13 protein-coding genes are annotated in these 12,349 nt (G+C 65.3%); all 13 read left to right on the forward strand.

What is annotated here, in order from left to right; translation table 11 throughout:
- Positions 1-134 precede the first annotated feature (134 nt).
- The 13 genes from ACVWYP_RS18150 to ACVWYP_RS18210 all read left to right on the forward strand — a co-directional run bounded on the left by ACVWYP_RS18150 (position 135) and on the right by ACVWYP_RS18210 (position 12,199).
- The gene (locus tag ACVWYP_RS18150; protein ID WP_304499275.1) at positions 135-1,418 is read left to right on the forward strand and encodes a DUF445 domain-containing protein; all 1,284 of its coding nucleotides are present in this window, start codon (positions 135-137) and stop codon (positions 1,416-1,418) included.
- A gap of 189 nt (positions 1,419-1,607) precedes the next feature.
- Positions 1,608-2,378: an esterase/lipase family protein gene (locus ACVWYP_RS18155; RefSeq protein WP_304499276.1), complete on the forward strand. Its 771-nt coding sequence runs from the start codon at positions 1,608-1,610 to the stop codon at positions 2,376-2,378.
- A gap of 174 nt (positions 2,379-2,552) precedes the next feature.
- Positions 2,553-3,422: a phenylacetic acid degradation operon negative regulatory protein PaaX gene (gene paaX / locus ACVWYP_RS18160; RefSeq protein ID WP_304499277.1), complete on the forward strand. Its 870-nt coding sequence runs from the start codon at positions 2,553-2,555 to the stop codon at positions 3,420-3,422.
- Between the two features lie 76 nt (positions 3,423-3,498).
- The gene (gene paaA, locus ACVWYP_RS18165) at positions 3,499-4,491 is read left to right on the forward strand and encodes a 1,2-phenylacetyl-CoA epoxidase subunit PaaA (RefSeq protein ID WP_092083264.1); all 993 of its coding nucleotides are present in this window, start codon (positions 3,499-3,501) and stop codon (positions 4,489-4,491) included.
- A 13-nt stretch (positions 4,492-4,504) separates the two neighbouring features.
- Positions 4,505-4,792 carry a 1,2-phenylacetyl-CoA epoxidase subunit PaaB gene (gene paaB / locus ACVWYP_RS18170; protein WP_024579339.1) on the forward strand — a complete coding sequence of 96 codons (288 nt, stop codon included), beginning with the start codon at positions 4,505-4,507 and terminating at the stop codon, positions 4,790-4,792.
- A 167-nt stretch (positions 4,793-4,959) separates the two neighbouring features.
- Positions 4,960-5,736 (forward strand): 1,2-phenylacetyl-CoA epoxidase subunit PaaC, encoded by a 777-nt coding sequence (gene paaC, locus ACVWYP_RS18175; RefSeq protein ID WP_304499278.1) that lies wholly within the window; start codon positions 4,960-4,962, stop codon positions 5,734-5,736.
- Positions 5,730-6,233: a 1,2-phenylacetyl-CoA epoxidase subunit PaaD gene (paaD, locus tag ACVWYP_RS18180; protein ID WP_304499279.1), complete on the forward strand. Its 504-nt coding sequence runs from the start codon at positions 5,730-5,732 to the stop codon at positions 6,231-6,233. The genes paaC and paaD overlap by 7 nt, the downstream gene beginning before the upstream one ends.
- Before the next feature lie 128 nt (positions 6,234-6,361).
- Positions 6,362-7,441 (forward strand): 1,2-phenylacetyl-CoA epoxidase subunit PaaE, encoded by a 1,080-nt coding sequence (gene paaE, locus ACVWYP_RS18185; RefSeq protein WP_304499280.1) that lies wholly within the window; start codon positions 6,362-6,364, stop codon positions 7,439-7,441.
- A 179-nt stretch (positions 7,442-7,620) separates the two neighbouring features.
- Positions 7,621-8,076 (forward strand): hydroxyphenylacetyl-CoA thioesterase PaaI, encoded by a 456-nt coding sequence (gene paaI, locus ACVWYP_RS18190; protein ID WP_304499281.1) that lies wholly within the window; start codon positions 7,621-7,623, stop codon positions 8,074-8,076.
- 20 nt (positions 8,077-8,096) lie between these two features.
- Positions 8,097-9,428 carry a phenylacetate--CoA ligase PaaK gene (gene paaK, locus ACVWYP_RS18195; RefSeq protein WP_304499282.1) on the forward strand — a complete coding sequence of 444 codons (1,332 nt, stop codon included), beginning with the start codon at positions 8,097-8,099 and terminating at the stop codon, positions 9,426-9,428.
- A gap of 133 nt (positions 9,429-9,561) precedes the next feature.
- Entirely contained in the window at positions 9,562-9,861 is a 300-nt protein-coding gene (locus ACVWYP_RS18200; protein WP_028338783.1) for a GIY-YIG nuclease family protein, read from the forward strand.
- Between the two features lie 155 nt (positions 9,862-10,016).
- On the forward strand, positions 10,017-11,030 hold the full coding sequence (locus tag ACVWYP_RS18205; RefSeq protein WP_304499283.1) for a quinone oxidoreductase family protein: 1,014 nt from the start codon (positions 10,017-10,019) through the stop codon (positions 11,028-11,030).
- A gap of 113 nt (positions 11,031-11,143) precedes the next feature.
- On the forward strand, positions 11,144-12,199 hold the full coding sequence (locus ACVWYP_RS18210) for a YeeE/YedE family protein (RefSeq protein ID WP_304499284.1): 1,056 nt from the start codon (positions 11,144-11,146) through the stop codon (positions 12,197-12,199).
- The last annotated feature ends 150 nt before the right edge of the window (positions 12,200-12,349 follow it).

A 12,349-nucleotide genomic window follows, 5' to 3' on the forward strand; every position in this document is an offset into this window, starting at 1 on the left:
ATGTGTCCACCGTCATTCCGGACGACGCGAAGCGGCGATCCGGAATCTCGAGATTCCGGGTTCGTGCTTCGCACGCCCCGGAATGACGGCGGTGGGGCCATGCTATGCTTCGTTCGTCACCCCTGCGAAACCCCATGACCCTTCCCGCCACCCTCATCGCAACGCCAGTCGACGTCGAACGCGCGGCCGAGTTGCGGCGCGTCAAGTGGCTGGCGACCGGCGTGCTGGCGGCAACCTTCATCATCTTCATCGCGGCGAAAGCGCTGCTGCCGGTGCATCCGGTGTTCGGCTTCATCGCGGCATTTGCCGAGGCCGCGACCATCGGCGGGCTCGCCGACTGGTATGCCGTCGTCGCCTTGTTCAAGCGTCCGCTCGGCCTGCCGATCCCGCATACCGCGATCATCCAGAGCAATCAGGCGCGCATCGCCGAGAAGCTCGGCGAGTTCATCGAGAACAATTTCCTGGAGTCGGGGCCGGTCGAGGCCAAGCTGCGCGAGATCGATTTCGGTTCGTTCATCGCCGACTGGCTGCGCGACCGCAAACGCTCCGAGGATCTCGCCCGCTTCGTGCTGCGGATGCTGCCCGAAGCGTTCGCGGCGACCGAGAGCTCGGGGTTGATGCAGTTCATCAGCCGCCGCGTCACGACGCAGGTGCTCTCGATCGACCTCGCGCCGCTCGCGGCCGGCGCGCTGCGCGGCTTCGTGCAGGAGGGCAAGCATGGCGGCCTGCTCGACGACATCCTGCGCGTGCTGCACCAGACGCTTACGCAGCAGGAGACCATGGCCGTGATCCGCGACAAGGTCCGCGCCGAGATGCCGACGCTGCTCAGGCTCTATCGCGCCGACAAGTTCGTGGTGAATCGGATCATCGCTTCCGCCACGAAATTCTTCGAGGAAGTGCGCAACGATCCGCAGCACCCGTTCCGCGGCGAGTTCGACCGCATGCTGCTGTCCTTTGTCGACCGGCTGGGCAGCGACAAGGCATTCGCCGATCGCATCGACGGTCTCAAGCGCGATCTGATGGCGCGGCCGGAGCTGGCCAATCTCGGGCGCACCATCTGGGCCAACGTCAAGGACTTCATCGAACGCAGCGCCTCGGGCGAGTCGCAGGTGCTGCAGCATCAGCTGGCGCGAATGCTGGTCGAGGCCGGCGACGCGCTCGACGGCGACGCCGACCTGCGCGGCGAGATCAATCAGGGCCTGGTCGCGATCCTGCGCACCGTCGTCGCCGAGCAGAAGAGCGGCGTCTCGAGCTTCATCGCCGACCAGATGAAGGGCTGGGACATGGAGCAGCTGATCTCCCTGATCGAGGTCAATGTCGGCAAGGACCTGCAATACATCCGCTTCAACGGCGCGCTGATCGGCGGGCTTGCCGGCCTCGCGCTTTACACCCTGGAGTACACGCTGCGGCTGCTGTGACCGATTGGGCACGAACGTCACTTTAGTTGTGGCAAGTGTGACCTGGACCGCTTGCACGAAAGTGTCCGGTTCCCTAGCTTTTCAGGACAGATTGTTGCGTTGCGGAACGATTCCGCCGGGTTTGCGTCAATTCCGTTGACCCATTCTCGTTGGTCCCATTGCCGGCGGCCTGCCGGAAGAGGAGCTGAAATGTCCGTTGCTGCGCAGACGCTACGCCCGCCGTCCAGGACGCTGATGTTTCTGGAAGGCCGCGCCATTCATGAGCTCGGCGCCTTTCTTGGTGCATTGCCGCTGCTCAGCCTCGCGCCGCGCGGCGATGGGCATCCGGTGCTGGTGCTGCCGGGGCTGATTGCTTCCGACATGTCGACCCGGCCGCTGCGCGACTTTCTCAGGAGCAAGGGCTACGCCGTCAGCGGCTGGCGCCAGGGCCGCAATCTCGGGCTTCGCGCCGGCGTGCAGGACGGGATGGTCGAGCTGCTGCAGGAGATGAATGAAACGACCGGCCGCAAGGTCTCGGTGGTTGGCTGGAGCCTCGGCGGCCTCTATGCGCGCCAGCTCGCCAAGATGATGCCGGAGCGCGTGCGCCAGGTGATCACGCTCGGCAGCCCGTTTGCCGCCGGCCCGAAGTCGACCAACGCCTGGCGCGTCTACGAGATGGCCAGCGGCCGCCGCGCCGACGAAGAGGACCAGCGTTTCGGCGGCTCGCTCGCCAGCGCGCCGCCGGTGCCGACCACCGCGATCTTCAGCCGCACCGACGGCGTCTGCGCCTGGCAGGGCTGCCGCGAGCAGTCCTCGTCGATGACCGACAGCATCGAGGTCGAGAGCAGCCATTGCGGCATGGGTCATCACCCGGCCGTGGTCTACGCGGTCGCCGATCGCCTCGCGCAGAAGGACGGCGAGTGGGCGCCGTTCGATCGCAGCGGCTGGCGCAGCTTCGTTTATCCCGATCCCAATCGCTGAGATCGCCTCCACGTCCATGGTTCGAGACGCGCGGCGTTGCCGCGCTCCTCACCATGAGGACCAAAGCCAGACCTCATCCTGAGGAGCGGCCTTTTGGCCGCGTCTCGAAGGATGCAGCCCGGCTGCTGGCTCGCGCATTGTCGTGAATCGACAAAACGCGCTATGCGTTGAGGCATGCCGCAGCCGCTTGCCCGCATCGTCGACCAGCTGAAGCGCGAGCCGTCACGCACCGGCTCGATCATCATCACCGTGTTCGGAGATTCCATCGTGCCGCGCGGCGGCTCGGTGTGGCTCGGCACGCTGCTCGAATTCTTCAAGTTCCTCGACATCGACGGCAATGTGGTGCGCACCGCGATGTCGCGGCTCGCCGCCGACGGCTGGCTCGAGCGCAACAAGGTCGGCCGCAACAGTTTTTATCGGCTGAACGCCAAGGGCCGGCAGACCTTCGACACCGCGACCCGGCACATCTACGATCCGCCGCCGTCGGACTGGACCGGCCGCTTCGAACTGCTGTTGATCGGCAATGCCGAGGACCGCGATGCCGCGCGCGAGGCGTTGAAGAATGCCGGCTTCGGCAGCCCGCTGCCCGGCGTGTGGGTCGCGCCGTCGGGCGTGCCGATCCCAGATGAGGCGTCGCGCGCGATCCGTCTCGAAGTCTCCGCGGAAGACGACAGCGGGCGCCGGTTGCTCAGCGAGAGCTGGCCGCTCGATCGCACCGCGGATGCCTATCTGAAGTTCATGAAGACGTTCGAGCCGCTGCACGGCTCAATCATCCGCGGTGAGACGCTGAGCGACGCCGACGCCTTCACCGCGCGCATCCTGCTGATCCACCATTACCGCCGGGTCGTGCTGCGCGATCCGCTGCTGCCGTATCAGCTGCTGCCGAAGGATTGGCCGGGCAGGGCCGCGCGCAAACTCTGCGGCGAGATCTATCGCGGGCTGCTTTCGCCGTCGGAACAATGGCTTGACGACCACGCAACCAACGAGGACGGGCCGCTGCCGAAGCCCAACGGGGCGGTGGCGCGCCGTTTCGAGGGCGTCTGAACATATTACAAAAAGCTATTGCATTTCGAAATTTGTGTTATATATTCCTGCCTAACAACACATTGGGAGGTCGGCCATGTATACGCAGGCGCTCAACTCATCCGACGGCGACGATCGCGGCGTCGAGGATGTCGCCCGTGCCAGTCAGTTCCAGGCCCGCATCGATGCCGACGAGCGCATCGAGCCGAACGACTGGATGCCCGCCGCTTATCGCAAGACGCTGACGCGGCAGATTTCCCAGCACGCCCATTCCGAAATCGTCGGCATGCTCCCCGAGGGCAACTGGATCACCCGCGCACCGTCGCTGCGCCGCAAGGCCGCGTTGCTCGCCAAGGTGCAGGACGAATGCGGCCACGGTCTCTATCTCTACGCCGCCGCCGAGACGCTCGGCACCTCGCGCGAAGAGCTCGTCGACGCGATGCTCTCGGGCAAGGCGAAATATTCCTCGATCTTCAATTATCCGACGCTGACCTGGGCCGATATCGGCACCATCGGCTGGCTGGTCGACGGCGCAGCGATCATGAACCAGATCCCGCTGTGCCGCTGTTCCTACGGCCCCTATGCGCGCGCGATGATCCGCGTTTGCAAGGAGGAGTCGTTTCACCAGCGCCAGGGCTTTGAGATCATGGTGACGCTGTGCCGGGGCACCGCGGAGCAGAAGGCGATGGCGCAGAACGCGCTCGATCGCTGGTGGTGGCCGGTGCTGATGATGTTCGGTCCGCCGGACCAGGTCAGCCAGCACAGCGACACCTCGACCAAATGGAAGATCAAGCGCTTCTCCAACGACGAGCTGCGCCAGAAATTCATCGACGCCACCGTGCCGCAGGCCGAATTCCTTGGGCTGACGATCCCCGATCCCGGCATGAAGCAGAACGCAAACGGTAATTGGGAACACAGCCCGATCGACTGGGACGAGTTCAAGCAGGTGCTGGCAGGTAACGGTCCCTGCAACCGCGATCGTCTCGCCGCGCGCCGCAAGGCGCATGAGGAAGGCGCCTGGGTCCGCGAGGCCGCGATGGCCTATGCCGAGAAGCGCAAGCGCCGTCAGCTCGCGCAAGCCGCAGAATAAGGGAGCGCTAGAGATGGCCACGCCGAACGTTCCGCTCTGGGAAGTCTTCATCCGCAGCCGCAATGGCCTCGCGCACAAGCATGTCGGCTCGCTGCATGCGGCGGACTCGACGCTCGCGCTGCAGGCCGCGCGCGACATCTACACCCGCCGCGGCGAGGGGTTGTCGATCTGGGTGGTGCCCTCGAACGCGATCACCGCGTCCGATCCGTCCGAGAAGGGCATGATGTTCGAGCCGGCGGAATCCAAGATCTACCGCCACCCGACCTTTTACGACGTCCCCGACGAAGTCGGGCATATGTGAATTTCACTCCCCCTCATGGTGAGGAGCGCGCAGCGCGTCTCTGGACGATGCTTCGCACCGCCAGGCGAACCATGAGGCCCGTGCAGTGACCGCGGTCCATCCTTCGAGACGCGCCTTCGGCGCTCCTCAGGATGAGGCTCGAATGTGTCGATACAGGATATGAGAACATGGCAACCGCCAACATCGAAGTCTCCGAAACGCCGCTGGTGCTCTACGCGCTGCGCCGCGCCGACGATGCGCTGATCCTCGGCCATCGGCTGTCGGAATGGTGCGGCCATGCGCCCGCGATGGAAGAGGACATGGCGCTCGCCAATATGGGTCTCGACCTGCTCGGCCAGGCCCGCGAGCTCTACAGCTACGCGGCTAAGGTCGAAGGCCGGGGCAACGACGAAGACAAGTTCGCCTATCTGCGCGACGTCAGGCAGTATCGCAATCTGCTGCTGGTCGAGCAGCCGAACGGCGATTTTGCCCGCACCATGGTGCGGCAATTCTTCTATGCGGCATTCGCCGATCTCTACTGGCGCGCGATGATGGCCTCGTCCGATCCGACGCTCGCCGCGATCGCGGCGAAGTCGGAGAAGGAAAGCGCCTATCATGTCAGGCATTCGTCGGAATGGATCGTCCGGCTCGGCGACGGCACCGAGGAGAGCCATCGCCGCGCGCAGGGCGCGATCGACGATCTCTGGGCCTATACCGGCGAGATGTTCGCGGTCGACGACGGTGAGCGCGGCCTGATCGACGCCGGCATTGCGATCGATCCCGCGGCGCTGCAGCCGCGCTGGCTGAAGACGGTCACCGGCATCATCAACGAGGCGACGCTGTCGTTGCCGAAGAGCGATTGGATGCAGCAGGGCGGCCGCAGCGGCAGCCACAGCGAACATCTCGGCCATCTCCTCAGCGAGCTGCAATCGATGCAGCGGACCTTTCCGGGGGCAACATGGTGACCGTTGCGCTCAGCGATGCCGATCTGCGCCGGCGCGCCTGGAGCGCGGCCGCGCAGGTGGTCGATCCCGAGATTCCGGTGCTGACCATCGCCGATCTCGGCGTGCTGCGCGACGTCGCGGTCCACGACGGGCATGTCGAGGTCGCGATCACGCCGACCTATTCCGGCTGTCCCGCCATGAACATGATCGCGCTCGAGATCGAGCTCGCGCTGGAGCGTGAAGGCATTCATAGGCCGAAGGTCCGCACCGTGCTGTCGCCGGCCTGGACCACCGACTGGATGAGCGAGGACGGCCGCCGCAAGCTGAAGGAGTACGGCATCGCGCCGCCGCTGCCGGGCTCCTCGCGCCGCGCGCTGTTCGGCGAGCAGGCGGTCGCGTGTCCGCAATGCGGGTCAGGCGATACCGAGCTGCTGTCCGAATTCGGCTCGACCTCCTGCAAGGCGCTGTGGCGTTGCAGGAGCTGCCGTGAACCCTTCGACTACTTCAAGTGTCATTGACCATGATGTCGTTGTTTGCCGCCAAGGCCGTCATTGCGAGCGAAGCGAAGCAATCCATGCTTCCTCGCATGCTGAGCGATGGATTGCTTCGTCGCCTCGCTCCTCGCAATGACGGGGAGAAATAAGCGATGTCCCTTACGCCCCGATTCCACCGCCTGTCCGTCAGCGATCTGCGCCGCGAGGCGTCGGACGCGATCTCGATGACTTTTGCGATCCCCGACGATCTGCAAGACGACTACCGCTTCACGCCCGGCCAGTATCTGACCCTGCGCACCACGATGGACGGCGAGGAGGTTCGCCGTTCCTATTCGATCTGCTCCGGCCCTGACGACGGCGAATTGCGCATCGCGGTGAAGAAGGTCGACGGCGGCGCATTCTCGAACTGGGCCGCCGACGAGCTGAAGGCCGGCGACGAGCTCGACGTGATGACACCGACCGGCCGCTTCGGTGTCGCCCACGCGCCAGGCGAGGCGCGGACCTATGTCGGCTTCGCCGCCGGCAGCGGCATCACGCCGATCCTCTCGATCATCAAGGGCGTGCTGGCGCGCGAGCCGGACAGCCGCTTCTTCCTGTTCTACGGCAACCGCTCGACCGAAGGCGTCATGTTCCGCGAGGCGCTGGAGGAGCTGAAGGACCGCTTCATGCAGCGGCTCTCGGTATTCCACGTCATCTCGGGCGAGGAGCAGGACATTCCGATCCTGCACGGCCGGCTCGACGGCGAGAAGGTGCGGGTGCTGCTGCGCTCGCTGGTGCCGGCTGAGACCGTCGATCACGTCTTCGTCTGCGGCCCGGCCGCGATGAGCGAGACCATCGAGGCGACTTGCCGCGAGATCGGCATCGCCGACGAGCGCATCCATGTCGAGCGCTTCGTCTCGGAATTCGGCGGCAAGCCGCGTCCGAAGGTCGTCGTTCCCGCCGGCGCGCCGCCGAAGGCGATTGCCGGGCTGATCATCGACGGCAAGCGCCGCGAGGTCCCGGTAGCCGACGGCGAGTCGATCCTCGACGCTGCGCTGCGCGCCGGCATGGACCTGCCGTTCGCCTGCAAGGGCGGCATGTGCTCGACCTGCCGCGCCAAGCTGGTCGAAGGCGAGGCGCCGATGGATCTGAATTATTCGCTGGAGCCGTGGGAGCTGAAGGCGGGGTTCATCCTCACCTGCCAGGCCAAGCCGTGCTCCGAGAAGGTCGTGGTCGATTACGACCACGTCTGATTGTTGATCGTCATTCCGGGGCGATGCGCAGCATCGAACCCGGAATCTCGAGATTCCGGGTCTGGTGCTGGCGCACCATCCCGGAATGACAGAAGTAGTGTTGACGTGCCTTAGGCATTGCACCGAAGGTTTGACACCGAGAGGCCCTCCGCAACGGGCCCACGCACAGGGAGTTCGATGTGAACGTGAAGGCCACGCTATCGCCCGAGGACGTCGCCCGCGCCTGCGCGGAGGCGATGTGGAAGGAGGACGACGCCAGCAAGGGTCTCGGCATGGAGCTCGTCGAGATCAGGCCGGGGCAGGCGGTGATGGCGATGACGGTGCAGCCGCACATGGTCAACGGCCAGCGCATCTGTCATGGCGGCTACATCTTCACGCTGGCCGATTCAGCCTTCGCCTTTGCCTGCAACAGCCGCAACGATCGCGCGGTGGCGGCGCAGGGCAATGTCACTTTCATCCGGCCCGGCAAGCTCGGCGACCGTCTGGTGGCGACCGCGCGCGAGATCTCGCGCAGTGGCCGCTCGGGAATCTACGACGTGAGCGTGACCTCCGGCGACAGCGTGATCGCCGAATTCCGCGGGCATTCGCGCGTGATACCGGGCACCTGGCTGCCCGACACGGACATCAAGGGATAAAGGCTTCAGGGGAAACGTCGATGGCAACGGCAAAGCTCAAGGTCAAGGACAGTGGTTATCGCGCCGAGCTCGATGCGGCGGAACGCGCCTCGCGCGACGAGATCATGGCGCTGCAGACCAGGCGGCTGGCCTGGTCGCTCAAGCATGCCTATGACAATGTCGCGCACTACAGGAAGGCGTTCGATGCCGCCGGCGTGCATCCGTCCGATTTCAGGCAGCTTCCCGATCTCGCCAAATTTCCGTTCACGGTGAAGACGGATCTGCGCGACAATTATCCCTTCAACATGTTCGCGGTGCCGCGCGAGCAATTGGTGCGGGTCCATGCGTCCTCGGGCACGACCGGCAAGCCGATCGTGGTCGGCTACACCAGGGCCGACATCGACACCTGGGCGGATGTGATGGCGCGCTCGATCCGCGCCGCCGGCGGCCGCACCGGCATGCTGATGCACAATGCCTATGGCTACGGCCTGTTCACCGGCGGCCTCGGCGCGCATTACGGCGCGGAGCGGCTCGGCTGCACGGTGATCCCGATCTCGGGCGGCATGACCGAGCGGCAGGTGCAGCTCATCAACGACTTCCGGCCCGACATCATCACGGTGACGCCGAGCTACATGCTGGCGATCCTCGACGAGTTCAAGCGGCAGGGCCTCGACCCGCGCAAATCGTCGCTCAAGTTCGGGATCTTCGGCGCCGAGCCCTGGACCAACGCGATGCGCGTCGAGATCGAGCATGCGTTCGACATGGACGCCACTGACATCTATGGTCTGTCTGAAGTGATCGGTCCCGGCGTCGCGCAGGAATGCGTGGAGACCAAGGACGGTCTGCATATCTGGGAGGATCACTTCTACCCCGAGGTGATCGATCCCCTGACCGGCAAGGTGCTGCCCGATGGCGAGAAAGGCGAGCTGGTGTTCACCTCGCTGACCAAGGAAGCTTTTCCGATCATCCGCTATCGCACCCGCGATTTGACGCGGCTGTTGCCCGGCACGGCGCGGCCCGGCATGCGGCGGATGGAGAAGGTGACCGGCCGCTCCGACGACATGATCATCCTGCGCGGCGTCAACGTGTTCCCGACCCAGATCGAGGAAGCGCTGCTGGCGACCGACTGGTGCGGCGGTCACTTTGTCATCGAGCTGACCCGCGAGGGCCGCATGGACGAGATGACGGTGCTTGCCGAAGCCCGGCCCGAGAGCTGGGACGGCGAAGGGCTGACCGCGCACGCCGAGAAGGTCTCCGCCTTCATCAAGAACACGATCGGCATCTCGACCCGCGTCCGCGTCGTTGCGCCCGAGACGCTGGAGCGTTCGCTCGGCAAGGCGAAACGTGTTTACGACAAGCGGCCGAAATCCTAACTTTATCCCCTCATGGTGAGGAGGCGCAAAGCGCCGTCTCGAACCATGAGGCCACGCCGGTGGCTCCATCCTTCGAGACGCCGCTTCGCGGCTCCTCAGGATGAGGGCGAGAGGCGAAGACGCGGTGGGAAGGATGGCGGAAGGAGCGTTCCTTTATATACTCCGATGCGCGGATGGCAGCTTTTACATTGGAATAACGCGTACGGCATTGGAAATCAGAATTGCTCAGCACAATGCCGGAACACTCGGCGGCTACACGGCGACGCGTCGCCCGGTGACGCTGGTTTTCTCTCAATGGTTCGATCGCATAACGGACGCGATCGAGAATGAACGCAAGCTCAAGAAGTGGAGCCGGGCGAAAAAGGAGGCCTTTGTGCGTGGCGACTTCGTCGCCTTACGGGAGCTTTCTGCGCGTCGATCGCCGCATTCCTAAACTCCACCTTCCGGGGTAGACTAAGCGCTCTCTCGTGCTTGCCGGATCGGCCCTCTTAGTCTAATCGACAAGTTCGTTAGTTGCGGGCACAGCCACCATGGAGCCGATCCATAAGGGCTTCAATTCGGCACCATGCCCTTCGGCCGGAGACACGGATGCAATCCGCTTCCAACCCAGACAGTCGCGCGGTCGACGCCCGCTGCGTGCGCCTGCTGACGAAGGTGGAGAACGCGGCGGCGGTGGCGCCGGTGGTCGAGACTCATGCACTTTCGCGCGGCGACAACGACGTCTTGATCGAGGTGAAGGCGGCGGCGGTCAATCCGTCCGACGTCAAGGCCGCGACCGGGCTGATGCCCTATGCCGTGTTTCCGCGCACCAGTGGCCGCGACTATGCCGGCGTGGTAGTCGATGGCCCGGCTGAATTCATCGGGCGTGAGGTGTTCGGCTCGTCCGGCGACCTCGGCATCCGCCGCGACGGCACCCATGCCACGCATCTGGCGGTCGAGCGCGATGCGGTGGTGGAGAAACCCGCCGGCATTTCCTGGGACGAAGCCGCCGGGATCGGCGTGCCCTTCGTCACAGCGATGGAAGGCCTGCGCCGCGCCGGCCTGCCGAAGGCGGGCGAGAGCGTGCTGGTGATGGGCGTCAACGGCAAGGTCGGGCAGGCCGCGGTGCAGATCGCGAGCTGGCACGGCGCGCGCGTGATCGGCGTGGTGCGCAAGAGCGAGCCCTATGAGGGCCACAGCAATTCGCCGGTCGAAGTGATCGACGCCTCCGCCACCGACGTCGCCGCTCGCGTGCGCGAGCTGACCGGCGGCAAGGGCGCCGACATCGTCTACAACACGGTCGGCGATCCCTATTTCCAGGCTGCGCACAAGTCGCTGGCGCTGCGCGGCCGCCAGATCCTGATCGCGGCGGTCGACCGCATCGTGCAGTTCAACATCCTCGAATTCTACCGCGGCCAGCACACCTATGTCGGCATCGACACGCTTGCGCTGTCGTCGGTTGCGACCGGCGAGGTGTTGCGCGAGCTCGCGCCGGGCTTTGCCGGCGGACATCTGAAGCCATTCCCGATCAAGCCGAGCGCGATCTATCCGCTGGAACAGGCCAAGGCGGCGTTTGTTGCCGTGGCAGGCTCGTCGCGTGACCGCGTGATTTTGCGGCCCTAATTCCACCCGTCATTGCGAGGAGCGAAGCGACGAAGCAATCCACTCTCTCCCGCCCGCGGTGATATGGATTGCTTCGCTTCGCTCGCAATGACGAAGGCAATTGAAGGACTTCCATGGACCCCGCCACGATCGTCATCATCGCCGCCCTGATCATCGGCCTGATCTATGGCTCGGTCGGGCTGCTCAGCGGCTTCTGCATGATGAGCGGCCTGCGCGGCTGGTGGGCGGAGGGTGACGGCCGCCTGGTGCGCACCTATGCGCTGGCGATGGGCGTCGCGATCGCGGCCTCGCAGCTTTTGGCGGCGGCGGGCCTCGTCGATCTCGGCAAGTCGATCTATCTGCAGCCGTCCTTCTCGGCGCCGGTGATGTTCCTCGGCGGGCTGCTGTTCGGCTATGGCATGGTGCTGTCGAACGGCTGCGGTTCCCGAGCGCTGGTGCTGCTGGGGCGCGGCAATCTGCGCTCCTTCGTGGTCGTGATCGTGCTCGGCATCTTCGCCGAAATGACGCTGAAGGGCCTGATTGCCCCGGCGCGGATCGCGATGGTGCAGGCGTCACAGGCAACAGTCGCCGCCAATTCGGTGCCGTCACTCCTGGCGAGCACCGGCCTCGGCGCTGTGCCGGCGCGAATGGTCGCGGCGTCGGTGCTATCAGCCGTCCTGATCATCTTTGCCTTCGCCCATGCGCCGTTCCGGAAATCATTCGGACAGATCGCGGCCGGCCTGATCGTCGGCCTGCTGGTGGCAGGGGGCTGGTACGCGACCGGCTATCTCGGCGCGGATGATTTCAATCCGGTTCCGGTGACGTCGCTGACCTTCATCGCGCCGATCGCCGACGCCCTGCAATATGTGATGCTGTCGACCGGCTCGACGCTGAATTTTGGCATCGTCACCGTGTTCGGTGTGTTCGCCGGCAGCCTGATCACGGCCATCGCCACCGGGCGCTTCCAGCTCGAAGGCTACCGGTCGCCGCAGCACATGCTGCGCTCGGCGAGCGGCGCCGCGCTGATGGGCGCCGGCGGCGTGATGGCGTTCGGCTGCTCGGTCGGGCAGGGGCTGACCGGACTGTCGACGCTCTCCCTGTCGTCCCTCATCGCGATCGCCGGCATCATGCTCGGCACCGGCGCCGGCCTGCGCGGCGCGCTGCGGGTCAGGCCGCTCGCGACGGCCTAGGCGTGTACTCATAACCGTCGGCTTCCCGTCATAAAGCGGAAGTTGCCCAGTTCGGTAGTTATCGGCGGCTCATGACCCTGAGCGGAAGTCGAGACCGCCACCATCTCGGGCCGCCGGACACCTGATGTTCGAGCAACGCAAGCTCCCGCC

It is taken from the genome of Bradyrhizobium sp. USDA 3262 (assembly GCF_054060035.1).

What these genes read in the sequence shown, in the direction of transcription:
- ACVWYP_RS18150 (WP_304499275.1), top strand. Translation starts at nt 135, where the DNA reads ATGACCCTTCCCGCCACCCTCATCGCAACGCCAGTCGACGTCGAACGC.
- ACVWYP_RS18155 (WP_304499276.1), top strand. Translation starts at nt 1,608, where the DNA reads ATGTCCGTTGCTGCGCAGACGCTACGCCCGCCGTCCAGGACGCTGATG.
- paaX (WP_304499277.1), top strand. Translation starts at nt 2,553, where the DNA reads ATGCCGCAGCCGCTTGCCCGCATCGTCGACCAGCTGAAGCGCGAGCCG.
- paaA (WP_092083264.1), top strand. Translation starts at nt 3,499, where the DNA reads ATGTATACGCAGGCGCTCAACTCATCCGACGGCGACGATCGCGGCGTC.
- paaB (WP_024579339.1), top strand. Translation starts at nt 4,505, where the DNA reads ATGGCCACGCCGAACGTTCCGCTCTGGGAAGTCTTCATCCGCAGCCGC.
- paaC (WP_304499278.1), top strand. Translation starts at nt 4,960, where the DNA reads ATGGCAACCGCCAACATCGAAGTCTCCGAAACGCCGCTGGTGCTCTAC.
- paaD (WP_304499279.1), top strand. Translation starts at nt 5,730, where the DNA reads ATGGTGACCGTTGCGCTCAGCGATGCCGATCTGCGCCGGCGCGCCTGG.
- paaE (WP_304499280.1), top strand. Translation starts at nt 6,362, where the DNA reads ATGTCCCTTACGCCCCGATTCCACCGCCTGTCCGTCAGCGATCTGCGC.
- paaK (WP_304499282.1), top strand. Translation starts at nt 8,097, where the DNA reads ATGGCAACGGCAAAGCTCAAGGTCAAGGACAGTGGTTATCGCGCCGAG.
- ACVWYP_RS18200 (WP_028338783.1), top strand. Translation starts at nt 9,562, where the DNA reads ATGGCGGAAGGAGCGTTCCTTTATATACTCCGATGCGCGGATGGCAGC.
- ACVWYP_RS18205 (WP_304499283.1), top strand. Translation starts at nt 10,017, where the DNA reads ATGCAATCCGCTTCCAACCCAGACAGTCGCGCGGTCGACGCCCGCTGC.
- ACVWYP_RS18210 (WP_304499284.1), top strand. Translation starts at nt 11,144, where the DNA reads ATGGACCCCGCCACGATCGTCATCATCGCCGCCCTGATCATCGGCCTG.